Below are 23,977 nucleotides of genomic sequence, written 5' to 3' on the forward strand. Positions count from 1 at the left end.
CGGGCCGCGCGTGATGAGGCGAGACGAGAAGCCGGCGAGCGGCGTCTCGTTCAGTCGGGCTGGACGATCAGTTCGCCGGAGCGGCCGGGAATTTCGCCCCACGCGACAGGGTACGATGGCAGCGCGGCGCGGTCCAGCGTCGCGTAGTAATCGCCCATCGTCGCGAACGTGTGGCCTTGCGCGCGCCAGCCCGCGAGCAGTTGCTCGAACACGGGCGCGAGCTTCTGCCCTTCGAGCTCCGCGTGCAGCGTGAATACCTGGTCGTGCGGATTGCGCTCGGTGTGCTTGAGCAGGTGCGCGGCGACGTTGCCGGTGTCGATGCCGTCGACGCCGAGGATCTCGTCGAGCGTCGGCAGCGTCGTCGGCAGCTGCACGTGCGCGAGCGTCCTGCCTTCGACGACGGGCAGATACGGCGAGTGGCCGCGCCCGTCCGACGCGTAGCGCATGCCCCACGCGTCGATCTGCTCGAACGCCGCGTCGTTCATTTGCCAGCCCGCCGCGCCGTGCGTGACGGGCGGCGCGCCGAAGATCTCGACGAAGCGCTCGCGGCTCTTGTTCATCTCGCGTACGGTCCAGTCGCGCGGACGCTGGCGAACGTTGTCCTGCCAGTACACGTGATCCCACGTGTGGATTCCGCATTCGAAGCCGGCTTCGTGGATCGCGCGCATGTCGGCCGTCGCGCGGCGGCCGATGTCGGGGCCGGGCAGCAGCACGCCGTACAGCAACTGCTTGACGCCGTAATGCTCGACGACCGACGTGCGCGACACCTTCTTCAGAAAGCCCGGCCGCAGCACGCGGCGCATCGCCCAGCCGGTGTGGTCGGGGCCGAGACTGAAGAGGAACGTCGCGCGCGCGGCGAAGCGATCGAAGATGCGCGCGAGATTCGGCACGCCTTCGCGCGTGCCGCGCAGCGTGTCGACGTCGATCTTGAGGACGATGCGAGCCAAGCGGCGGTGCCCCTCTTCAGCCCTGCTGCTCGACGAGCGCGCGCGCGTCGGCGACGTGGCCGCGGTACGCCTCGAAGATGTGGCGCAGCGCGTCGTCGAACGTGAACTGCGGCGCCCAGCCGAGTTCCTGCATCGTGTTCTCGATCTTCGGCACGCGATTCTGCACATCTTGATAACCGTTGCCGTAGTACGCGCCCGACGTCGTCTCGACGAGCTTCACGCGCTTGGCCGAATCCGCGTACTCGGGGAATTCCGCCGCGAGCTCGAGCATCTTGTTCGCCAGTTCGCGCACCGAGAAGTTATTGTTCGGATTCCCGATGTTGTAGATCTTGCCCGTGGCGACGCCGTTCGGATTCTCGATGATCTTCATCAGCGCGCTGATGCCGTCGTCGACATACGTGAACGCGCGCTTCTGCGAGCCGCCGTCGACGAGGCTGATGTTCTCGCCGCGCACGATATGGCCGAGGAACTGCGTGACGACGCGCGAGCTGCCTTCCTTCGGCGTGTAGATCGAGTCGAGGCCCGGGCCGATCCAGTTGAACGGGCGGAACAGCGTGAAGTTCAGGCCTTCCATCCCGTAGCCCCAGATCACGCGGTCCATCAGCTGCTTCGAGCATGCGTAGATCCAGCGCGGCTTGTTGATCGGGCCGTAGGTGAGGGCGGACGCGTCCGGGTCGAACTGCTCGTCCGCGCACATGCCGTACACCTCGGAGGTCGACGGAAACACGAGGTGCTTGCCGTACTTCACGGCCGAACGCACGATCGGCAGGTTCGCCTCGAAGTCGAGCTCGAACACGCGCAGCGGCTGCTTCACGTAGGTGGCGGGCGTCGCGATCGCGACGAGCGGCAGGATCACGTCGCACTTCTTCACGTGATACTCGACCCACTCCTTGTTGATCGTGATGTCGCCTTCGAAGAAATGCATCCGCTCGTGCTTGACGAGATCGCCGAGCCGATCGGTCTGCATGTCCATGCCGAACACTTCCCAATCGGTGGTTTCAAGAATGCGCTTCGACAGGTGATGGCCGATGAAGCCGTTTACACCCAGGATCAGGACTTTTTTAGCTTTCATGAATGACGGGAAGAATGAGTGAACTGCGCGAATTCCGCCGGGGAAACCGCGGTCTCGCCGCCGTCGTGCTGCCGGCGCAGTTCGAGAATGGAGACAGCGCGGCTGTCGCCGCAAACGCCGAACAGCGCATTATCGCTTACGTGCAGGCCCGGCGGCAAATCGACGGCCGCGCGCGCGGCGGCCGAGCCGGGCGCCGCGCGCCGCGCGCGCGCGATCACGAAGCGCGCGCCGTCGAGATCGGTGAACGCGCCCGGATACGGCGGCGCGACCGCGCGGATCAGGTTGTACACGTTCGCGGCCGGCTGCGACCAATCGATGCGGCCGTCCTCGGGCTTGCGTCCGCCGTAGTAGCTGCCTTGCGACAGATCGTTCGGCAGGTGCGGCGCTTCGCCCGCGATCAGCGCGGGCAGCACGCGCCAGAGCGTCTGCTCGGCCGCGACCGTGACCTTGTCGAACACTTGCGCGGCGGTGTCGTCGGGCAGGATCGGCACGGCGGTCTGGCCGACGATCGCGCCCGCGTCGGGTTTCGCGGCCATCTCGTGCAGCGTCGCGCCGGTTTCGGTCTCGCCGTTGAGCACCGCCCAGTTCGTCGGCACGCGGCCGCGGTACTTCGGCAGCAGCGACCCGTGCATGTTGTACGCGCCGCGCGCGGCGAGCGCGAGCAGATCGACGGGCAGCATGTGCCGGTAATAGAACGAGAAGATGAACTCGGGCTTCGCGCTCGCAACCGCCGCGCGCACGTCGGCGCTCGTCGGATCGGCGGGCGTGATGCACGCGATGCCGTGCTCGGCCGCGACCGACGCGACGCTGCCGAACCAGATGTTCTCGGTCGGATTGTCTTCGTGCGTGACGACGAGCGCGACGTCGACGCCGCGCGCGAGCAGCACCTGCAGGCAGCGCACGCCGACGTTGTGATACGCGAAGACGACGGCGCGCGGTTTCATCGCGCGGCCTCGCGGCGCTCGGCGGCGAGCGTGACGCCGGGCTTGCCGTCGCGCGCCTCGAGCACGGTGTGGATCAGGTAGCGCGGCCGCGCGCGGACCTGCTGATAGATTCGTCCGATGTATTCGCCGAGCAGGCCGAGCGCGAAAATGATCACGCCGAGCAGGAAGAACGTAATCGCGAAGAGCGTGAACACGCCTTGCACTTCCGCGCCGACGATGAAGCGCCGCACGACGAGCAGCACGAAGAGCCCGGCCGAGCCGAGCGACAGGATCACGCCGATGAACGACAGCCATTGCAGCGGCACGACGGAGAAGCCCGTCACGAGATCGAAGTTCAGGCGGATGAGGCTGTACAGCGAGTATTTCGATTCGCCCGCGAAGCGCTCTTCATGCGCGACCTCGATCTCGGTCGGGTTCTGCGCGAACGTGTACGCGAGCGCGGGGATGAACGTGTTCACCTCGCCGCAGCGGTTGATCGTGTCGATGATGTGGCGGCCGTATGCGCGCAGCATGCAGCCCTGGTCGGTCATCTTGATGCGCGTGATGCGCTCGCGCAGCCGGTTCATCGCGGCCGACGCCTTGCGGCGGAACAGGCTGTCCTGGCGCTGCAGCCGGATCGAGCCGACGTAGTCGTAGCCCTCGCGCATCTTCGCGATCAGCTTGCCGATTTCCTCGGGCGGGTTCTGCAAGTCGGCGTCGAGCGTGATGACGATGTCGCCGCGCGACTGCTCGAAGCCGGCGAGGATCGCCATGTGCTGGCCGTAGTTGCCGTTCAGGAGCACGACGCGCGTCGTGTCCGGACGCACGCGGAACTGGTCGGCGAGGAGGGCAGCCGAGCGGTCGCGGCTGCCGTCGTTGACGAGGATCACTTCGTACGACGTGCCGAGCGCGTCGAGCGCCGGGTAGAGCCGCGCGAAGAGCGCAGCGAGCCCGGCTTCCTCGTTGTACACGGGGATGACGATCGAAACTTCAGGATTCGTCGCGCGTGTTTCAGGGTGACTCATGTCCGCTTATTTTCCGTATTGTTCGCAAATCTGGTTGACGGCGTCGACGACCCGTTGCACGTCCTCTGCGCTCATCTGCGTGAAGAGCGGCAGCGTGACGGTCGACGCGCCGAAGCGCTCCGCGTGGGGGAACATGCCCTCCGTAAAGCCGCGCGCGCGGTACAGCGTGAAAAGATGAATGGCCGGGTAGTGGACGCCCGAGCCGATGCCGCGCTGCTTCAACTGCTCCATGAACTCGCCGCGCGAGATCGACAGCTTCTCGAGCGGCAGCGTGATCTGGAACATGTGCCAGTTGCCGTTCTCGAAGTCCGCGACGGGCAGCCCGACGCCGAGCGCGAGCGCAGCGCCCCCCGCGAACGCGTCGAAGTAGCGGCGCGCGAGCGTGCGCCGCGTCGCGTTGAAGCGTTCGAGGTGCGCGAGCTGGCCCCAGCCGACGCGCGCGGCGACGTCGGTCAGATTGTACTTGCCGCCGAGCACGTCGCAGTCCATGCCGTCCAGGCCCGTGCGCGTGATCCCCTGCAGCCGGTACTTCTGCGCGAGCGTCGCCTCGGCTTCGTCGTTGAGCACGAGCGCGCCGCCTTCGATCGACGTGATGTTCTTGTTCGGATGGAAGCTGAACGACACGATGTCGCCGATCGCGCCGATGCGCTGGCCGCGCCAGGTCGAGCCGAGCGCCTGCGCGGCGTCCTCGATCACGCGCAGCGCGTGCGCGCGCGCGATCGCGTAGAGGCGGTCCATGTCGACGGGCAGGCCCGCGAGATACACCGGGATGATCGCCTTCGTGCGCGGCGTGATCGCCTTTTCGACGAGGTCGAGATCGAGGTTGCGCGTCGCGGGATCGATGTCGACGAACACGGGCGTCGCGCCCGTCTCGAGGATCACGTTGCTCGTCGCGACCCATGACGCGGGCGTCGTGATCACTTCGTCGCCGGGGCCTACGCCCGCGATCCGCAGGCCGATCTCGAGCGTCGCCGTGCCCGAGTTGAACACACGCACCGGGCGCCCGCCGCAGAATTCGGACAGCGCGGCCTCGAAGCGCTGGCACTGCGGGCCGGTCGTGATCCAGCCGGAGCGCAGCACGTCGGAAACGCCCTGGATGGTTTCCTCGTCGATCTCGGGTTTGACGAACGGCAGGAAAGGAACGGAAGTCTGGCTCATGTAAGCTTCGCTCGTTGTCGTGTGAAAGGATTCGGGCGCCGCCCGACACGCGCATTTAACACCGGCTGGCGAAACGGGTGCGTCACTTTTTGTCGGTGCGCCCGATGTGCATCATGCGCATCGGCCGCGTGCGGGCGAGTCAGCTGCGCGCGAGCACGAACACGCCGATCAGGATGATGCCGATGCCCACGAGGCGCTGCACCGACAGCACCTCGCCGAACAGATACCACGCGGCGAACGCGTTGACGACGTAGCCGAGCGAGAGCATCGGATACGCGACCGACACGTCGACCCGCGACAGCCCGACGATCCACACCACCACGGAGAGCACGTAGCAGCCGAGGCCGCCGACGATCGGCAATTGGGTCGCGATCTTGAAGCCGATCGGCACAATGTTCGCACGGGTGAATTCGAAGTGTCCAACGGCGCGCACGCCGGCCTTCAGCAGCAGCTGCGCGCAGGCGTTCAGCATCACGCCCGTGACGATGCAAAAGAGGGAAACGGGATTCATCGATTCGCGTCCTCGAGATCAGGGTTGCGGCTTTTCGACGACGACGCGCCGGTTGTCGCGCGCGACGACGCGCATCGGCAGGCCCGCCTCCGACAGTTGCCTGTAGCGATCGGGCGACATCAGCGCGAGCGCGTAGCGATCGGCGCGCCAACGCTGCTCCCATTCGCCGACGGTCGGCACCCACTTGTTCGGTTCGACCGAGATGCCGAACGCGAGCTCGTCCTTGCGCTCGACCATGATCGTCGTGTGGCCGACGTAGAACGGCAGCGTGTGGTCGAGCGCCTCGACCGAATAGAACGGCGTGTCGGGCGGCAGCTTCGCGAGCTCCGCGCGGATCGCGGGCGCGAGGAGCGCGCCCGAGCTGTAGCGGCCGAACGCGTCGTGGCCCGTGCCGCCGATCGTGCCGAGGAGCAGCCAGCCGGCGCCGAACGCGACGGCCGCCGCGGCGATGCCCGCACGGCTGCGGCGGTTCAGCCACACGGCGACGAGCGTGAGCGTGAACGCGACGCCGAGCGCCGCGTACACCCATTTCTGGAACTCGAGGTATTGCGCGTTCGGCGTGCGCGCGTCGCCGAGACGCGCGAGGAAGAGCGCGCCGAACGCGGCGGCGACGAGGAACACCAGATATCCGAACAGATGGCGGCGGAACCGCTCGCCCGACACGAGCGGCAGATACGTGCCGATCATCAGCGCGAGCGCGGGCGCCACAGGCAGCACGTACGAGATCAGCTTCGAATGCGACGCGCTGAAGAACAGAAAGATGAACGCGCTCCAGACGCAGAGCACGAGCATCGGCGCGAAGCCGTTCGGCTGGCGCGGGATGCGCAGCGCGTGGCGCACGCTCTGCACGCTGACGGACAGCCACGGCAGGAAGCCGACGATGAGCACCGGCACGAAGTAGTAGAGCGGGCCGGGGCGGTTCTGCTCGGGCGTCAGGTAGCGGCGGAACTGCTGGACGATGAAGAAGAAGTTGAGGAATTCCGGGTTGCGCGACTGCACGAGCACGAACCACGGCGTCGCGACCGCGAAGAAGATGACGAGGCCGCTCACGATGTAGAGGCGCTTCCAGAGCGCCCAGTCGCGCGAGGCGAGCGTATAGAGGACGAGCGCGGCGCCCGGCAGGATCAGGCCGATCAAGCCCTTCGACAGCACGGCGAGCGCCATCGACGCCCAGCAGAGCCACATCCAGCCGCGCTCGGCGCGCTTGCCGATGCCGGGCCGCTGCGCGAGGAGGAGCGAGCACAGCGTGACCGTCATCCACAGCGACAGCCCCATGTCGAGCGCGTTGAAGTGGCCCATCAGGTTCCAGTACGGCGAGCTCGCGAGCACGAGCGCGGCGAACAAGCCCGCGCGCGGGTTGAACACGCGCGCGCCGGTGAAGCCGACGAAAAGCACGCCGGCGAAGCTCGCGAGCGCCGTGTAGAAGCGCGCCTGCCATTCGCCGACGCCGAACCACACGAACGTGAGCGCGTTGAGCCACGTTTGCAGCGGGGGCTTCTCGAAGTACTTGTAGCCGTTGTAGCGCGGCGTGATCCAGTCGCCCGTGGCGAACATCTCGCGGGCCATTTCCGCATAGCGGCCTTCGTCGCTCGGAATCAGATGGCGCAGGCCGAGCGGCGCGAACCAGATCACGGCGAGCGCCGCGACGAGAAGGAGGAGCGCGGCGCGGTTGAGCGTCATGGGCGCGGCGCGATTGAGCGGTAGCCTCGTCGGCATATCGTTCATGGTTTCGTATTGAGTGTGTAAGATTCGATCGGGCGGACTGCGGCTGAGCGTCCACGGCGGGCGGGGCGCGGCGCGAAACCGGATGCGAGCGGGGGGCCAAGCGCCGCCGGAAGTTTTAGCGCGATGCGGCTTAACGCTCGCTTAACGTTCGATCAGCAGCGCCGCGGCAACCTTCCGGCCTTCGGCCATCAGGATGTTGTACGTGCGGCAGGCGGCCTGGAAATCCATCGTTTCGACCCCGATCCGCTGCGCGGTGAGCTGCGCGGTCAGGCGCGGGTGCGGGAAGCGCAGCTTCGCGCCGCTGCCGAAGATCACGACTTCGGGCTGCGGCTCGAGCAGCACCGCGAACAGCTCCGGCGTGAGCGCGTCGAACGACGCGACGGGCCATTCGATGACGGGCGCGCCCGGCAGCACGATCACGCTCGTTTCGTGGCGCTGCAGATTGATGTCGACGTAATCGGGGCCATAGCCGGTGACGGTGTTGAGCGCGTTGCTCGGGTCCTGGTGTAATTTCAAATCGGTCTTCCGCGGTGTCGAAAAGGGCCGGAACAAACGCTGCGCGGACGCTGCGATCCGGCCCCGAACGGGGCGGGCCGTCTGCCGCGATGCGCGCGGCCGCCGTGGCGGACGTTGTCGCGCGGGGGCCGCGGCCGGGTTGGTGCATTGCGAAAGTCGGCCAAAATCCGCTAAATTATAACTTTTTAGCCGCCGCCGGGCGGCGATTATGTCGCGCGCCGCCACAAGCCGCGCCCGGCAGCCGCATCAAGCCATTCCTAGACAGCGCGCTACCGGCCGCTCTCCAGTTTTGATCCCCGCCCCCCAGGCCCGCAGGCATTACCCAGGAACGTGTCCGCCGTGAAACCGATTCAAAAGTCGAACAAGCTGCTCAACGTCTGCTACGACATCCGCGGCCCCGTCCTCGAGCACGCGAAGCGCCTCGAGGACGAGGGGCATCGCATCATCAAGCTGAACATCGGCAATCTGGCCCCGTTCGGCTTCGACGCGCCGGACGAGATCATCCAGGACATGATCCGCAACCTGCCGACGTCGTCCGGCTATTCGGACTCGAAGGGCGTGTTCGCCGCGCGCAAGGCGGTCATGCACTACACGCAGCAAAAGGGCGTGAAGGGCGTCGGGCTCGACGACATCTACATCGGCAACGGCGCGTCCGAGCTGATCGTGATGGCGACGCAGGCGCTCCTGAACGACGGCGACGAGGTGCTGCTGCCCGCGCCCGATTATCCGCTGTGGACGGCCGCCGTGAGCTTGTCGGGCGGCACGCCCGTGCACTACGTCTGCGACGAGTCGAACCGCTGGATGCCCGATCCCGACGACATTCGCCGCAAGATCACGCCGAACACGAAGGCGCTCGTCGTGATCAACCCGAACAACCCGACGGGCGCGCTCTATTCGGACGAGTTGCTGCTCGAGCTGATCGCGATCGCGCGCGAGCACGGGCTCATCATCTTCGCCGACGAGGTCTACGACAAGATCGTCTACGACGGTAAGTCGCACACGGCGCTCGCGTCGCTCGCCGAGGACGTGATCACGGTCACGTTCAACAGCCTCTCGAAGAGCTACCGGTCGTGCGGCTATCGCGCGGGCTGGATGTCGGTCGCGGGCCTCACGGCCGAGAACCGCCGCCGCGCGAACGACTATCTCGAAGGGCTCGGCATCCTGTCGTCGATGCGCCTGTGCGCGAACGTGCCCGGCCAGTACGCGATCCAGACCGCGCTCGGCGGCTATCAGAGCATCAACGAGCTGATCGTGCCGAGCGGGCGCCTCTACAAGCAGCGCGAGCTCGCGTACGACATGCTGACGTCGATCCCGGGCGTGTCGTGCGTGAAGCCGGAGGCGGCGCTCTACATGTTTCCGCGCCTCGATCCGAAGCTCTATCCGATCGACAACGACCAGCAGTTCATCCTCGAGCTGCTGCTGAAGGAACGCGTGCTGCTCGTGCAGGGCACGGGCTTCAACTGGCCGACGCCGGATCACTTCCGCGTCGTGTTCCTGCCGAACATCGACGATCTGACCGATTCGATCGAGCGGATCGCGCGCTTCCTCGATGGTTATCGGAAGCGCCACTCGGTCTGACCGGGCGCTCTCCCCCTTTTCACTCAATAGATCACACGCAGCATGGAACCGATCAAAGTAGGCCTGTTGGGCTTCGGCACGGTGGGCGGCGGCACCTTCAAGGTGCTGCGCCGCAACCAGGAGGAAATCAAGCGGCGCGCCGGGCGCGGCATCGAGATCGCGCGCGTCGCGGTGCGCAATCCCGCGAAGGCGCTCGCTGCGCTCGACGGCGACGCGAACGGCGTGTCGATCGGCGATGATTTCAACGCGGTCGTCGACGATCCGTCGATCGCGATCGTCGCCGAGATGATCGGCGGCACGGGCCTCGCGCGCGAGCTCGTGCTGCGCGCGATCGCGAACGGCAAGCACGTCGTGACGGCCAACAAGGCGCTTCTCGCGGTGCACGGCACCGAAATCTTCGAGGCCGCGCGCGAGAAGGGCGTGATGGTCGCGTTCGAGGCGGCCGTCGCGGGCGGCATCCCGATCATCAAGGCGCTGCGCGAGGGCCTGACCGCGAACCGCATCCAGTACATCGCCGGCATCATCAACGGCACGACGAACTACATCCTGTCGGAGATGCGCGACCGCGGCCTCGATTTCGCGACCGCGCTGAAGGCCGCGCAGGAGCTCGGCTACGCGGAGGCCGATCCGACCTTCGACATCGAAGGCGTCGACGCCGCGCACAAGGCGACGATCATGAGCGCGATCGCGTTCGGCGTGCCGGTGCAGTTCGACCGCGCGTACGTCGAAGGGATCAGCAAGCTCGCCGCGACCGATATCAAGTACGCCGAGGAGCTCGGCTACCGGATCAAGCTGCTCGGCATCACGCGCCGCACCGAGCGCGGCATCGAGCTGCGCGTGCACCCGACGCTGATTCCCGAGAAGCGCCTGCTCGCGAACGTCGAGGGCGCGATGAACGCGGTCGTCGTGCACGGCGACGCGGTCGGCACGACGCTCTACTACGGCAAGGGCGCGGGCGCGGAGCCGACGGCGTCGGCCGTCGTCGCCGATCTCGTCGACGTCACCCGCCTGCACACGGCCGACCCCGAGCATCGCGTGCCGCATCTCGCGTTCCAGCCGGACAGCCTGTCGAACACGCCGGTCCTGCCGATCGAGGAAGTGACGAGCGGCTACTACCTGCGCCTGCGCGTCGCCGACCAGATGGGCGTGCTCGCGGACATCACGCGCATCCTCGCCGATTCGGGTATCTCGATCGATGCGCTCTTGCAGAAGGAGTCGGAGCAGGTCGACGACGCGAACGGCGAAACCGACATCATCCTGATCACGCACGAGACGATCGAGAAGAACGTCAACGCGGCGATCGCCCGCATCGAATCGCTCGCGACGGTCGTCTCGAAGGTGACGAAGCTGCGCATGGAAGCGCTCAACTGAGGACGACATGAATTACATCTCCACGCGCGGCGCCGGGATCGGCGAGCGCCACACGTTCTCCGACATCCTGCTCGGCGGCCTCGCGAAGGACGGCGGGCTCTATCTGCCGAGCGAATACCCGCGGGTGAGCGCGGACGAGCTCGCGCGCTGGCGCGCGCTGCCGTATGCGGATCTCGCGTTCGAGATCCTGTCGAAATTCTGCGACGACATCCCCGCCGACGATCTGCGCGCGCTCGCGCGCCGCACGTACACGGCCGACGTCTACCGCCACACGCGCCACGGCGAGAACGCAGCCGACATCACGCCGCTCACGACGCTCGGCACCGAGAACGGCGCGCCGCTCGCGCTGCTCGAGCTGTCGAACGGCCCGACGCTCGCGTTCAAGGACATGGCGATGCAGTTGCTCGGCAACCTGTTCGAGTACACGCTCGCCAGGCACGGCGAGACGCTCAATATCCTCGGCGCGACGTCGGGCGACACGGGCAGCGCGGCCGAATACGCGATGCGCGGCAAAGCGGGCGTGCGCGTGTTCATGCTGTCGCCGCACCGGAAGATGAGCGCGTTCCAGACCGCGCAGATGTACAGCCTGCAGGACCCGAACATCCTCAACCTCGCGGTGAAGGGCGTGTTCGACGACTGCCAGGACATCGTGAAGGCCGTGTCGAACGATCACGCGTTCAAGGCGCGGCACAAGATCGGCACGGTCAATTCGATCAACTGGGCGCGCGTCGTCGCGCAGGTCGTCTACTACTTCAAGGGCTACTTCGCGGCGACGAAGTCCAACGACGAGCGCGTGTCGTTCACGGTGCCGTCCGGCAACTTCGGCAACGTCTGCGCGGGCCATATCGCGCGGATGATGGGGCTGCCGATCGAGAAGCTCGTCGTCGCGACCAACGAGAACGACGTGCTCGACGAGTTCTTCCGCACCGGCGCGTACCGCGTGCGCAGCGCTCAGGACACGTATCACACGAGCAGCCCGAGCATGGACATCTCGAAGGCGTCGAACTTCGAGCGCTTCGTGTTCGACCTGCTCGGCCGCGATCCGGCGCGCGTCGTTCAGCTGTTTCGCGACGTCGAGCAAAAGGGCGGCTTCGATCTTGTCGCGAGCGGCGATTTCGCGCGCGTCGCGGAGTTCGGCTTCGTGTCGGGCCGCAGCACGCACGCGGACCGGATCGCGACGATCCGCGACGTGTTCGAGCGCTACGGCACGACGATCGACACGCACACGGCCGACGGCCTGAAGGTCGCGCGCGAGCACCTGCAGCCGGGCGTGCCGATGGTCGTGCTCGAAACCGCGCAGCCGATCAAGTTCGGCGAGACGATTCGCGAGGCGCTCGGGCAGGAGCCGTCGCGCCCGGCCGCGTTCGACGGGCTCGAGGCGCTGCCGCAGCGCTTCGAGGTCGTCGATGCGAACGCGCAGCAGGTGAAGGACTTCATCGCCGCGCACACGGGCGCGTGACGTTCGGGCAACGTTAGCGGTTGCGGGCACGGCGGCGCGCGGCTCGTGCGATGCCGGCGTCGCTCGCCGGGCGAGGTGCGGTGCCGCACGTCGGCCCGGCCGCGATGCCGCGATGCGGGCGGCGCGCGCGCGGCGAGCCGGATGCGCGTCGCCACGGTTGCGGGCGCGACGCCGTGACGCGCGACGCTGCGCTGCACGGCATTTGCCGGAAGCCGGTCGATCGGCATTGGGCGCATGCAGTCAAGACCGCGACACGCATTCGTCGGATCAACATTCGTCGGATCAATGTCGGATGACATTGCGTCGCGGCTTGGGCGACATGATCAGCCTGACCGAAACAGCCCGACCGGATTACCCCGGTCGGGCTGTTTCCTTTTCGGGCGCTCATCGCTGGCGCGCACCGCACGGCGTGCCGATTAGGCGGAGGGGCGATGGCGACGAGCGACGGACCTCGCCGTTCGCGCCGGCAAGATCGTACGGGCGATCGCACCGGCCATTGCACCGGCCATTGCCCGGTGATCGCGCGACAACCGGATCGCCGCGCTATCCACTCCACGCGCCCGCCGTTTCCGAAGATCTGGCCGGCGAGCCGCGCGCGATTCGCTGCGCGCGATCGAATCGCTGCGATCGCGCGCCCACATTCACGCGGAGGCGTCGCTACAATGTCGCCATCCGGTCAATATTTCAATCGACGATGTCCCAGCCCAACACCCAGACGCCGCGCGCGCCGATGCTGTCCACGGCCGACGCGCTCGCGACGCTTCTCGCGGCCGCGCGTCCGCTCGCCGGAACCGAGACCGTCGCGACGCTCGATGCGCTCAACCGCGTGCTCGCGGCCGACGTCGTGTCGCCGCTCGACGTGCCGCCGATGAACACGAGCGCGATGGACGGCTACGCGGTGCGCATCGCCGATTTGACGCGCGGCGAGCGGCGGCTCGCCGTGTCGCAGCGCATCCCCGCGGGCCATCCGGCCGAGCCGCTCGCGCCGGGCACGGCGGCGCGCATTTTCACGGGCGCGTCCGTGCCGGCGGGCGCCGACGCGGTCGTGATGCAGGAGCAGACGGAGGCCGCGGGCGATCAGGTCGACATCCTGCACACGCCGACTGCGGGCGAATGGGTCACCGCGCGGGGCGCGGACATCCGTCGCGGCTCGGTGATCCTGCCCGCCGGCGCGCGGATGACGCCGCAGGCGATGGGGCTTGCCGCGTCGGTCGGTTGCGCGTCGCTCGCGGTCACGCGCCGCGTGAAGGTCGCGGTGTTCTTCACGGGCGACGAGCTGACGATGCCGGGCGAGCCGCTCAAGCCGGGCGCGATCTACAACTCGAACCGCTTCACGCTGCGCGGGCTCCTCGAGCGGCTCGGCTGCGACGTGACCGACTACGGCATCGTGCCGGACCGGCTCGACGCGACGCGCGCGGCGCTGCGCGAAGCGGCGCGCGGGCACGACGTGATCGTGACGAGCGGCGGCGTGTCCGTGGGCGACGAGGATCACGTGAAGCCCGCGGTCGAGGCGGAGGGGCGGCTCGCGCTGTGGCAGATCGCGATGAAGCCGGGCAAGCCGCTCGCGTTCGGCGCGATCCGGCGACATCGCGCCGGCGGCGGCGCGGCGGCGAGCGGCACGAACGACGCGAACGACGCGAGCGGAGCAATCGATGCAAGCGGCGCGAGCGGCGACGAAGCGTATTTCATCGGCTTGCCTGGCAACCCGGTGTCGAGCTTCGTCACGTTCCTGCTGTTCGTGCGGCCGTTCCTGCTGCGCGTCGCGGGCGCGGCGCAGGTCGCGCCGCGCGCGGTGTCGCTGCGCGCCGATTTCACGCAGAACAAGGCCGACCGCCGCAACGAATTCCTGCGCGCGCGCGTGAACGCGGCGGGCGGCCTCGACCTGTTCCCGAACCAGAGCTCGGCCGTGCTGACGTCGACGGTGTGGGGCGACGGCCTGATCGACAATCCGCCGAATCACGCGATCAGCGCGGGCGAGACGGTGCGTTTCATTCCTTTTTCCGAAATGCTCGGCTGAAGCCGGGCGGCGTAGTGACGATGAAGATCGAACTGAAATTTTTTGCGAGCGTGCGCGAAGCGCTCGGCGTTGCGAGCGAGACGGTGACGGTGCCTGACGGCGTCGCGACGGTGGGCGACGTGCGCGCCTGGCTACGCACGCGCGGCGGCGCATGGGCGCAGACGCTCGCCGAGGGCCGCGCGCTGCGCATGGCGTGCAACCACACGATGACGGATGCCGGCACACGGATCACCGACGGCTGCGAGGTCGCGTTCTTTCCGCCCGTCACGGGCGGCTGAGGAGGCGGCGATGGCGACGGTACGGGTGCAGACGGACGACTTCGACGTCAGCGCGGAAATCGCGGCGCTGCGCGCGCGTAATCCGAAGGTGGGCGCGGTCGCGTGCTTCGTCGGCACGGTGCGCGACCTGAACGACGGCGATCCGGTCGACACGCTCGAGCTCGAGCACTATCCGGGGATGACCGAGAAGGCGCTCGCGGCGATCGCCGACGACGCGATCGCGCGCTGGCCCGGCATCGACGTCGCGATCGTCCACCGGGTCGGCAGGCTTCAACCGCTCGATCAGATCGTATTCGTCGCGACCGCCTGTGCGCATCGCGGCGACGCGTTCCAGTCGTGCGAGTTCGTGATGGACTACCTGAAGACGCAGGCGCCGTTCTGGAAGAAGGAGGCGACGCCCGCGGGCGAGCGCTGGGTCGACGCGCGCAGCGCCGACGATGCGGCGCTCGCGCGCTGGGGCGTCGAATCGGGGAACGCGAAGCGGTCGACGTAGGCGCGGCGTCGTCGGGAGCGACTTCGGCGGCAGCCGCACGCGATGTCGGGCGCGGCGATCCGGAGCGCGCGTTTTCCAGCGCCCGGTTCGGGGCGGCTCGGCGAACGAGAATGGTCGATCGCCAATTTTCATCGGCGAGATGCCCTACGTCACGGGCGTTTAAAACAGACTATTCGCGATTGCGTCGATTTCGATATCCAAACGTCCGCACTCGACGAATTTTCACGGTTGTTGTTCGGCGTGCCGCGCGGCGCTTTCAGGCGCGGCCGGGGCCGTGCCGCCGGCACGCGCTCACGCGTCGTCGCGCGTCGTTCGGCCGATGATCTTCGCCGGAAACGGCTCGCCGCGCGGCCGCTGCGCATGCGCGTCGTCGTTGCCCGGCCGCTTCGGCGCGATCAGGTCGAGAATCGCCTGCTGCTCGGCAGGAATCCGGTAATCCCAGCCGAAGCGGCTCAATTGCAGGCTCTGCGCGATCCGCAGCGCGGGCTCCATGAAGCGCACGGCCGCGGCGGGCTCGTAGCGCGCCTCGACGGTCTTCAGGAAAAGCGCGAGCCAGCGGCTGAAATGAGCGGGTTCGAGGCCGTCGAGCGGCTGGTGCGCGGCTTGCACGTTGCCGCGGTAGCTTTTCGTGCCGATCACGAGGCTCGACCAGAATTCGCCCATTTTCGGCAGGTGCTCGTCCCAGCGGCCGGCGAGCCTGCTCTCGAACACGGGGCCGAGGAGCGCGTCGTCGCGCACGCGCTCGTAGAACGCGTCGACGAGCGCGCGGATGTTTTCCGGGGTCGGTTCGGCGTCGCGAACGGGCGTCGCGGCGGCGGGCGAGGCGGTGGAAGCTTGGGTCATCAAAAAAAGGGCCGGGCAATACGGCAGCACGCGGGTGCGATTTTGTCGCACAATAATAAACGGCCACCCTCTCAATAAAAGTGCTGACGGAACGCATCTTATGACGCGGCCGTCTGATCGGCAATGGCAGACGCGCGATGCCTGCGCGAGCGCCGGTCGCACTGACACAACATCCATTTCGTAATGAGACTAACCGATTACACCGACTACTCTTTGCGCGTCATGTTGTTCCTCGCAGTCCGAGGCGAGGGCTTGTCGACGATCCAAGAGATCTCGGATGCCTACGGCATCTCCAAGAACCATTTGATGAAAGTGGTGCAGCAGCTCGGCGAGCTCGGTTGGATCGAAACGGTACGCGGCCGCAACGGCGGCTTGCGCTTGAACGCCCAGTCCGCCGCGCTCACGGTCGGCGAGGTCGTGCGCAAGACCGAAAACGATTTCGCGCTCGTCGGCTGCTTCGCGGACGAGTCCGAATCGCACCGCAGCTGCGTGATCCAGTCGGCGTGCCGACTGAAGGGCGTGTTCGTGGCCGCCCGCGACGCATTCTTCGCGGAGCTCGACAAGCACACGATCGGCGAGCTGTCGCAGCCGGCGTCGCAGCTCGCGATGCTGCTCGGCCTGACGCCGGTGCGGATCGTGCCCGCGGCCGAGGCTCGCGCGAGCGCGACCGCCGTCGGCTGACGGCGGCCCCCGCACGACGCCCCCCTGCAGGGGCGCTTTCCCGACGCTTCTTTCGCGTGCGCGGCTGCTCCATTCGCCGCGCCCGTCCTCCAGTGCCGCCACGCGCATGCGTGACGCGAGCCTTTGCTGTGCCTCAATGAAAAGCCGGCTTGAAAGGCGGATAACCATCCTCATCTGGTTGCCATTCGCATATTGGAGGTCTCATTCATGAGAATCGACAAGCTCACCACCAAATTCCAAGAGGCGCTCGCGGACGCGCAAAGTCTTGCCGCCGGGCGTGACAACCAATACATCGAACCCGTTCACGTGCTCGCCGCGCTGATCGCGCAGCAGGACGGCTCCGCACGCTCGCTGCTGTCGCGCGCGGGCGTGCACATCCAGGCGCTGCAAGGCGCGCTCAGCGAAGCGATCTCGCGCCTGCCGCAAGTGACGGGCACGGGCGGCGACATCCAGGTCGGGCGCGAGCTCGCGGGCCTGTTGAACCAGGCGGACAAGGAAGCGCAGAAGCTCAACGACACGTTCATCGCGAGCGAGATGTTCCTGCTCGCCGTCGCCGACGACAAGGGCGACGCGGGCCGTCTCGCGCGCCAGCATGGGCTCACGCGCCGCGCGCTCGAATCCGCGATCGCCGGGGTGCGCGGCGGCTCGCAAGTGCACAGCGCGGACGCGGAAAGCCAGCGCGAGGCGCTGAAGAAATACACGGTCGACCTGACCGAGCGCGCGCGTTCGGGCAAGCTCGATCCCGTGATCGGCCGCGACGACGAGATTCGCCGCTCGATCCAGATCCTGCAGCGCCGCACGAAGAACAACCCGGTGCTGATCGGCGAGCCGGGCGTCGGCAAGACCGCGATCGTCGAGGGGCTCGCGCAGCGCATCGTCAACGGCGAGGTGCCCGAGACGCTGAAGAACAAGCGCGTGCTGTCGCTCGACATGGCGGCGCTGCTCGCCGGCGCGAAGTACCGCGGCGAGTTCGAGGAGCGCCTGAAGGCCGTGCTCAACGACATCGCGAAGGACGAGGGCCGCACGATCGTGTTCATCGACGAGATCCACACGATGGTCGGCGCGGGCAAGGCCGAAGGCGCGATGGACGCGGGCAACATGCTGAAGCCGGCGCTGTCGCGCGGCGAGCTGCACTGCATCGGCGCGACGACGCTCGACGAATATCGCAAGTACATCGAGAAGGACGCCGCGCTCGAGCGCCGCTTCCAGAAGGTGCTCGTCGACGAGCCGAGCGTCGAGGCGACGATCGCGATCCTGCGCGGCCTGCAGGAGAAGTACGAGCTGCACCACGGCGTCGAGATCACCGATCCTGCGATCGTCGCGGCGGCGGAGCTGTCGCATCGCTACATCACCGACCGCTTCTTGCCCGACAAGGCGATCGACCTGATCGACGAGGCCGCGTCGAAGATCAAGATGGAAATCGATTCGAAGCCCGAAGAAATGGACAAGCTCGACCGTCGTCTGATCCAGCTGAAGATCGAGCGCGAAGCGGTGAAGAAGGAGCAGGACGAAGCGTCGCAGAAGCGTTTGCAGCTGATCGAAGAGGAGATCGAGCGGCTCGGGCGCGAGTACGCGGATCTCGAGGAGATCTGGACGGCCGAGAAAGCCGCCGTGCAGGGCAGCGCGCAGTTGAAGGAAGAGATCGACAAGGTGCGCGCCGACATCACTCGGCTGCAGCGCGATGGCAAGCTCGAGAAGGTCGCCGAGCTCCAGTACGGCAAGCTGCCGCAGCTCGAGGCGCGCCTCAAGCAGGTCACGCAGGCGGAGGAAACCGAGCAGCACAATCCGACACGCCCGCGCCTGTTGCGCACGCAGGTCGGCGCGGAGGAAATCGCCGAAGTCGTGTCGCGCGCGACGGGCATTCCCGTGTCGCGGATGATGCAGGGCGAGCGCGAGAAGCTCTTGCACATCGAGGAGAAGCTGCACGAGCGCGTGGTCGGCCAGAACGAGGCGATCGACGCGGTTGCCGACGCGATCCGGCGCTCGCGCGCGGGCCTCGCCGATCCGAACCGTCCGTACGGCTCGTTCCTGTTCCTCGGCCCGACGGGCGTCGGCAAGACCGAGCTGTGCAAGGCGCTCGCCGGCTTCCTGTTCGATACCGAGGAGCATCTGATCCGCATCGACATGAGCGAGTTCATGGAGAAGCACAGCGTCGCTCGGCTGATCGGCGCGCCGCCCGGCTACGTCGGTTACGAGGAAGGCGGCTATCTGACCGAGGCGGTGCGCCGCAAGCCGTACAGCGTGATCCTGCTCGACGAGATCGAGAAGGCGCATCCGGACGTGTTCAACGTGCTGCTGCAGGTGCTCGACGACGGCCGGATGACGGACGGGCAGGGGCGCACCGTCGACTTCAAGAACACGGTGATCGTGATGACGTCGAACCTCGGCTCGCAGCTGATCCAGTCGATGTCGGGCTCGTCGCAGGAAGAGATCAAGGACGCGGTGTGGAGCGAGGTCAAGCAGCATTTCCGCCCCGAGTTCCTGAACCGGATCGACGACGTCGTCGTGTTCCATGCGCTCGACCGCAGCAATATCCAGTCGATCGCGAAGATCCAGCTCGCGCGGCTGCACGACCGGCTCGCGAAGCTCGACATGGCGCTCGACGTGTCGGATGCGGCGCTCGAGCAGATCGGCAAGGTCGGCTACGATCCGCTGTTCGGCGCGCGGCCGCTCAAGCGCGCGATCCAGCAGGAGATCGAGAACCCGGTCGCGAAGCTCATCCTCGCGGGCCGTTTCGGTCCGAAGGACGTGATTCCGGTCGACGTGCACGACGGCAAGTTCGTGTTCGAGCGCGTCGTGCATTGATCGCCGCGTCTTGGCCTGGCGGCTCGGCGCTTGGATCGGCTCGCCGCTGTTCGGCTCGCTCAAAAAAACACCCCGCGCAAGCGGGGTGTTTTTTTATCGGCGGCGTTCGTGCCGGTTTCCGGCGGCCGCCTCGGCCGAATGCATCGCGCGGGCGGTCCGCCGCGCGCGCGATGCGGTGCGTCGGCGCTTACGCCTGCTTGTTGCCGAACAGGCCCGCGAGCTGCGACAGCGTGCCGAGCACGTTCGACGTGTCGAGCTGGCCGTTCGCCGGCACTTCGCCGTTCGGCGTCGCGCCGTTGACGACGTGCGGCAGCACCTGCGCGAGGATGCCGGACGCTTGCTGCGGATCGATGCCGACCTTCTGCGCGATCGCGCCGACCGCATCCGAGCCGAGCACGTTCTGCAGCGTCTCGGGCGAGATCGGCTGGTTTTCGCCGTTGCCGATCCACGAGCCGATGATGTTGCCCGCGCCGCCCGCGTTGAACTTTTCGATGAGGCCGTTCAGGCCGCCCGGCTGGTTGTTGATGAACTCCAGCGCGGCGCTGACGAGTGCGTTCTGATTGCCGCCTTGGCCGCCGATCAGACCGCCAACGATGTCGAGTAGACCCATGATTCACCTGCTAGGTTGAGGCGGCGCCGCGAACGGCGCCGGTGGAACGAAGACGCCGCGCGACGCGCGGCGCCGACTTATGCGCCCGATGCCGCGGACGCCGGCGTCGCCGCCTTGTTCTTCTTGCTCTTCTTCGAGCCCTTCGCCTTCGTCGACGACGCGGCGGCCGGCGCGCTCGCGCCCGCCGTCGCATCGCTCGCCGCGGCAGCGGCCTTGTCCTTCTTCTTCGACGCGCGCGTCTTCTTCGCGGCCGGCGCGCTCGCTGCCGTCGACGGCGTGGTCGCGGCGGGGGCGGGCGTCGTCGCGGCCGGCGCGGGCGCGGCGCTCGTCGTCGTGGACGGAGCCGGCGCGGCGCTCGTCGCGGCTGCGGCCGGCTTCGCCGTGCTCGTCTTCGCCTTCGCGCCCGTCGGCGGCGTCGACGAGCCGCCGATCGTCAGGCCCGCCGCCTCGAGGTTGGCGACCGACTTCGCGCCGAGGCCCTTCACGCGGTTCGCGAGATCGTCGGCGCTCTTGAACGGGCCGTTCTTCGCGCGCTCGTCGATGATCGCCTTCGACTTCACCGGGCCGAGGCCCTTCACCGATTCGAGCGCCGCCTGATCGGCGGTGTTGACTTCGACCGCGGCGGCGAACGCGGCGGTCAGCGAAAGCGACAGTGCGACGACCAGCATCAGCAGCTTCTTCAGCATGACGGGGGCTCCCTTTTGATGGAACGGATGAATGGCTGTCGGAACGAACGTCGGCGTGCGGCACGGACCGGGCGTCGCGTTCAAGCATAGGACAAATGCGTGCCCTTTTTAAGGCAGCGGCGCAATGTTGCGCATCGCCGGCGACACTGTAAAGGCTGCGGCCGCGCATGCGGGCGGGTTTTGACCATCTTTGACGGAAATCGGGGCGCAAGGCGAGGGGCGGGACGAAGGGGCGATGAGTGACCACGTTTTCGAGCTGCCGAACCGCCGAGCTGCCGAGCTGCCGAGCTGCCGAGCTGCCGAGCTGCCGAACCGCCGAACCGCCGAACCGCCGAACCGCCGAACCGCCGAACCGCCGAATCGCCGAATCGCCGAATCGCCAAGCCACCAAGCCACCAAGCCACCAAGCCGCCAAGCCACCGATCCACCGATCCACCAAGCCACCGAGTTGGCATCGGCCGCGCGGCCGCTGGCCATCGCGCGGCGCTTGACTTAGAGTGCACTCTAAGTCCTAACCTCGAGAACGTCATGTCGAACGCACCGAAGCAAACGTCCCCGCGCGCGTTGACGATCGGCCAGGTGGCCGCGCTCGTCGGCGTGTCGACGCACACGCTGCGCTATTACGAGCAGGCGGGCCTGCTGCGGTCGATTTCGCGCACGCAGTCGGGACACCGGCTGTACGCGCCCGCCGACCTCGACTGGCTGCGCTTCGTGATGCGCCTGAAGGCGACCGGAATGCCGATCGCCGGAATGCAGGCGTTCGCCGAGTTGCGCGCGCAAGGCGATGCGACGATCGGCGAGCGGCGCGCGCTTCTCGTCGCGCATCGCGACGCGGTGCGCGCGCAGATCGACGCGCTGCAGACGAACCTTGACGCGATCGTCGACAAGATCGCGTATTACGAGCGGGCCGAGCGCGACGCGAATCGACAGGCGAATCAATCTCAACCGGATAAGGACGAACGATGGAATCTCGAATCGCGGAAGACCGCTATACGCGCGGCTGGAACAAGCTGAAGGAAATCGACGGCGAAGTCGGCGAGCGCGTGGTCGCGTCGCTCGCGCCGATCGCGCCCGACTTCGGGCGGCTGCTCGTCGAGTTCGGCTTCGGCGACATCTACAGCCGGCCGCAGCTCGATCTGAAGTCGCGCGAAATCGCGACGATCGCCTCGCTCGCCACGCTCGGCCACGCGCAGCCGCAGTTGAAGGTGCATGTCGAGGCGGCGCTGAACGTCGGGTGCACGCGCGAGGAGATCGTCGAAGTGTTCATGCAGATGGCCGTGTACGCGGGCTTTCCCGCCGCGCTCAACGCGCTGTTCGCCGCGCGCGAGGTGTTCGAGCGGCGCGATGCCGCGCACGCGCATGCGTGAGCGCGGCGTCGGCGGTCGGCGCGCCGACATGTGATGCGGCGCGCCGACGCGGCGCTTCGCAATGTGCGGGGTAGGGCGTCGCGCGCGAGATGCCGCAAGCGCGCGATTGGGCCGATTTCGGGCCGATTTCGGACCGATTCTCGCGCCTGGCGCGAGCTGCTCGCGGCGGCGGGCGCGGGCGGTCGCCGTTCGTGACGACGTCGGCTCGGATGGTCGGGCTCGGCGAGCGTGACGGCGACGGCGACGGCGACGGCGAGCCGCGCGATGCGGCGGTTGCGCAATCGGCGTGCGTACGGCGTCGACGCGCGCGTGATCGATCAAGGTGCCGCGCCGTCGCCATTCCGTCTGCAATGCGAAGCTACGCGGCGGCGGGCACGTTCATCACGCGGGCGGGTTTGCGCCCGGCTTGGCCGAGTGACGGGAACGCCCGCGCTGCCGTGGCGCCACGCGTGAGCATTGGCGCACGCGTGTCGGCACGCGCGACGCCGAACGCGCGGAAAGCGGCAACCCGAGCGAAAAAGGCATAAAACACGACGCAGTCGACATCGACCGCTCCCCGCTACGCACCGCTTGCCTCCCGTTGCCCGATCCGCCTCAGATAGAGCGCGAGCCCGCCGCCCGCGAGGATCAGACTCGCGGTGTTGGCGATCCAGAAGCCGCGCGCGCCGGTGAGCGACGCGGGCACGACGCCGCCGACGTCGAAGCCGAGCAGATAGCCGCCGCCGAGCCCGACGCCCCACAGCGCGATCGCGTAGATCGCGGTCGGCGCGACGGCGACTTTGTGCGCGCGCAGCACGAACGCGGTCGTGATCTGCAGCGCGTCGAAGAAGTGATAGAACGTGACGATCGCGACGAGCGGCATCGCCGCCGCGGCGACGGCCGGATTCGGCGTGTAGCCCGACACGATGAGCGGCCGCAGCGCGAACACGACGATCCCGTACACGCATGCAACCGCGCAGGCGAGCGCGATCCCGTGCCGGCCGAGCGAGCGCGCTTCGTCGAGCCGCTTCGCGCCGAGCGCGCGCGCGACGAGCGTCGACGAAGCGACGCCGATCGACAGCGGCGTCATGTAGAGCACGGCGCCGATGTTGCCGGCGATCTGATGGCCGGCGAGCGTCGTCGTGCCGAACTGCGCGATGAAGAGCGCCATGAACGTGTACGACGTGACCTCGATCAGATACGAGAGCCCCATCGGCACGCCGAGTGTGAGGAGCGCTTTCTGCCGCCGCCAGACGGGCCGCGTGAAGCGCGCGAAGATCGCGAGCGGCTCGAACACGTCGAGCCTCGCGAGCAGCGTGAAGCCGACGATCGCGAGCGCCCAGTTGATCAGCGTGCTCGCGAGCCCGCAGCCGGGGCCGCCGAGCGCGGGCACGCCGAGGCCGCCGAAAATGAACCAGATGTTGAGCGGCACTTTGATTGCGAGCGCGCCGAGCTGCAGGATCATCGCGAGCCGCGGCTTGCCCGCCGCGTTCGTCAGCGCGCTGTAGATCCGAAAGAGCAGGCTCGCGGGCAGCCCGAACGACAGGATGCGCAGATACGCGACCGTGCGCTCGGTGAGTTCGGCGGGCGCGTGCGCGATCCGCAGCAGCGGATGCGGGAAATGCAGCAGCAGGAAGCCGGGGATCGCGAGCAGCACCGCGAGCCATATCGCCTGACGCACTTCTTCGCCGATCTCCGCGTAGCGCCGCGCGCCGTACAACTGCCCGGCGATCGGCTGCAGCGCGGACAGGATGCCCGTCAGCGCGATGAACACGGACAGATAGATCGACATGCCGAGCCCAAGCGCGGCGAGATCGAGCGCGGAGAATCGGCCGACCATCGCGGTGTCGATCACGCCGAACGCGACGATCGCGAGCTGGCCGACGAGCACCGGCCACGCGAGGCCGGCGATTTTGCGAACGTCGCCGAACAT

General features: G+C 67.7%; 22 protein-coding genes. 10 read left to right on the forward strand and 12 right to left on the reverse strand.

What is annotated here, in order from left to right:
* Positions 1-50: 50 nt before the first annotated feature.
* The 8 genes from WT60_RS09565 to WT60_RS09600 form a co-directional block, all read right to left on the reverse strand.
* Entirely contained in the window at positions 51-947 is an 897-nt protein-coding gene (locus WT60_RS09565; protein ID WP_038744556.1) for a polysaccharide deacetylase family protein, read from the reverse strand.
* A 16-nt stretch (positions 948-963) separates the two neighbouring features.
* Positions 964-2,019, reverse strand: coding sequence for a bifunctional UDP-4-keto-pentose/UDP-xylose synthase (locus WT60_RS09570; protein ID WP_052145008.1), 1,056 nt, complete (start codon positions 2,017-2,019; stop codon positions 964-966).
* Positions 2,016-2,963: a formyltransferase gene (locus WT60_RS09575; RefSeq protein WP_060355854.1), complete on the reverse strand. Its 948-nt coding sequence runs from the start codon at positions 2,961-2,963 to the stop codon at positions 2,016-2,018. Before WT60_RS09575 ends, WT60_RS09570 begins: the two co-directional genes overlap by 4 nt.
* Positions 2,960-3,967 (reverse strand): glycosyltransferase, encoded by a 1,008-nt coding sequence (locus tag WT60_RS09580; protein WP_038744553.1) that lies wholly within the window; start codon positions 3,965-3,967, stop codon positions 2,960-2,962. The genes WT60_RS09575 and WT60_RS09580 overlap by 4 nt, the downstream gene beginning before the upstream one ends.
* A gap of 6 nt (positions 3,968-3,973) precedes the next feature.
* Positions 3,974-5,125, reverse strand: a complete 1,152-nt coding sequence (locus tag WT60_RS09585; protein WP_038744552.1) for a DegT/DnrJ/EryC1/StrS aminotransferase family protein — start codon at positions 5,123-5,125, stop codon at positions 3,974-3,976.
* A gap of 139 nt (positions 5,126-5,264) precedes the next feature.
* On the reverse strand, positions 5,265-5,636 hold the full coding sequence (locus WT60_RS09590) for an SMR family transporter (RefSeq protein WP_038744551.1): 372 nt from the start codon (positions 5,634-5,636) through the stop codon (positions 5,265-5,267).
* An 18-nt stretch (positions 5,637-5,654) separates the two neighbouring features.
* On the reverse strand, positions 5,655-7,361 hold the full coding sequence (locus WT60_RS09595) for a glycosyltransferase family 39 protein (protein WP_060355853.1): 1,707 nt from the start codon (positions 7,359-7,361) through the stop codon (positions 5,655-5,657).
* 141 nt (positions 7,362-7,502) lie between these two features.
* Positions 7,503-7,877, reverse strand: coding sequence for an Mth938-like domain-containing protein (locus tag WT60_RS09600; RefSeq protein WP_038744548.1), 375 nt, complete (start codon positions 7,875-7,877; stop codon positions 7,503-7,505).
* Between the two features lie 339 nt (positions 7,878-8,216).
* Here WT60_RS09600 and WT60_RS09605 point away from each other — a divergent pair, with 339 nt between their 5' ends.
* The 6 genes from WT60_RS09605 to moaE all read left to right on the forward strand — a co-directional run bounded on the left by WT60_RS09605 (position 8,217) and on the right by moaE (position 15,073).
* On the forward strand, positions 8,217-9,455 hold the full coding sequence (locus WT60_RS09605) for a pyridoxal phosphate-dependent aminotransferase (protein ID WP_038744687.1): 1,239 nt from the start codon (positions 8,217-8,219) through the stop codon (positions 9,453-9,455).
* A 42-nt stretch (positions 9,456-9,497) separates the two neighbouring features.
* Positions 9,498-10,826 carry a homoserine dehydrogenase gene (locus WT60_RS09610; RefSeq protein ID WP_060355852.1) on the forward strand — a complete coding sequence of 443 codons (1,329 nt, stop codon included), beginning with the start codon at positions 9,498-9,500 and terminating at the stop codon, positions 10,824-10,826.
* Between the two features lie 7 nt (positions 10,827-10,833).
* Positions 10,834-12,285 (forward strand): threonine synthase, encoded by a 1,452-nt coding sequence (thrC, locus tag WT60_RS09615; protein ID WP_038744545.1) that lies wholly within the window; start codon positions 10,834-10,836, stop codon positions 12,283-12,285.
* Positions 12,286-13,015: 730 nt separating this feature from the next.
* Complete coding sequence (locus WT60_RS09625; protein WP_060355874.1) at positions 13,016-14,302, forward strand: molybdopterin molybdotransferase MoeA; 1,287 nt, start codon at positions 13,016-13,018, stop codon at positions 14,300-14,302.
* A gap of 20 nt (positions 14,303-14,322) precedes the next feature.
* The gene (gene moaD, locus WT60_RS09630) at positions 14,323-14,580 is read left to right on the forward strand and encodes a molybdopterin converting factor subunit 1 (protein WP_038744685.1); all 258 of its coding nucleotides are present in this window, start codon (positions 14,323-14,325) and stop codon (positions 14,578-14,580) included.
* A gap of 10 nt (positions 14,581-14,590) precedes the next feature.
* On the forward strand, positions 14,591-15,073 hold the full coding sequence (gene moaE, locus WT60_RS09635) for a molybdopterin synthase catalytic subunit MoaE (RefSeq protein ID WP_059580802.1): 483 nt from the start codon (positions 14,591-14,593) through the stop codon (positions 15,071-15,073).
* A 291-nt stretch (positions 15,074-15,364) separates the two neighbouring features.
* Here the strand turns inward: moaE and WT60_RS09640 are convergent, their stop codons facing one another.
* Entirely contained in the window at positions 15,365-15,916 is a 552-nt protein-coding gene (locus WT60_RS09640) for a group III truncated hemoglobin (protein WP_038744683.1), read from the reverse strand.
* A gap of 183 nt (positions 15,917-16,099) precedes the next feature.
* On the opposite strand from WT60_RS09640, the gene WT60_RS09645 reads away from it, so the two are divergent.
* Both WT60_RS09645 and clpB read left to right on the forward strand, forming a co-directional pair.
* Positions 16,100-16,597 (forward strand): Rrf2 family transcriptional regulator, encoded by a 498-nt coding sequence (locus tag WT60_RS09645; RefSeq protein ID WP_038744541.1) that lies wholly within the window; start codon positions 16,100-16,102, stop codon positions 16,595-16,597.
* Positions 16,598-16,804: 207 nt separating this feature from the next.
* Positions 16,805-19,402: an ATP-dependent chaperone ClpB gene (gene clpB / locus WT60_RS09650; RefSeq protein WP_038744539.1), complete on the forward strand. Its 2,598-nt coding sequence runs from the start codon at positions 16,805-16,807 to the stop codon at positions 19,400-19,402.
* 187 nt (positions 19,403-19,589) lie between these two features.
* On the opposite strand, the gene WT60_RS09655 is transcribed toward clpB, so the two are convergent.
* Both WT60_RS09655 and WT60_RS09660 read right to left on the reverse strand, forming a co-directional pair.
* Positions 19,590-20,012: a YidB family protein gene (locus WT60_RS09655; protein WP_038744537.1), complete on the reverse strand. Its 423-nt coding sequence runs from the start codon at positions 20,010-20,012 to the stop codon at positions 19,590-19,592.
* A 77-nt stretch (positions 20,013-20,089) separates the two neighbouring features.
* Positions 20,090-20,698 (reverse strand): helix-hairpin-helix domain-containing protein, encoded by a 609-nt coding sequence (locus tag WT60_RS09660; protein WP_060355850.1) that lies wholly within the window; start codon positions 20,696-20,698, stop codon positions 20,090-20,092.
* 528 nt (positions 20,699-21,226) lie between these two features.
* Between WT60_RS09660 and WT60_RS09680 the strand changes: the two genes are divergently transcribed.
* Both WT60_RS09680 and WT60_RS09685 read left to right on the forward strand, forming a co-directional pair.
* On the forward strand, positions 21,227-21,712 hold the full coding sequence (locus tag WT60_RS09680) for a MerR family transcriptional regulator (RefSeq protein ID WP_038749112.1): 486 nt from the start codon (positions 21,227-21,229) through the stop codon (positions 21,710-21,712).
* On the forward strand, positions 21,661-22,065 hold the full coding sequence (locus WT60_RS09685) for a carboxymuconolactone decarboxylase family protein (protein ID WP_038749115.1): 405 nt from the start codon (positions 21,661-21,663) through the stop codon (positions 22,063-22,065). Before WT60_RS09680 ends, WT60_RS09685 begins: the two co-directional genes overlap by 52 nt.
* Positions 22,066-22,624: 559 nt before the next feature.
* Here the strand turns inward: WT60_RS09685 and WT60_RS09690 are convergent.
* On the reverse strand, positions 22,625-23,977 hold the full coding sequence (locus WT60_RS09690; RefSeq protein WP_059580807.1) for an MATE family efflux transporter: 1,353 nt from the start codon (positions 23,975-23,977) through the stop codon (positions 22,625-22,627).

This window comes from Burkholderia sp. MSMB617WGS, assembly GCF_001532025.2.
GTDB lineage: Bacteria > Pseudomonadota > Gammaproteobacteria > Burkholderiales > Burkholderiaceae > Burkholderia > Burkholderia savannae.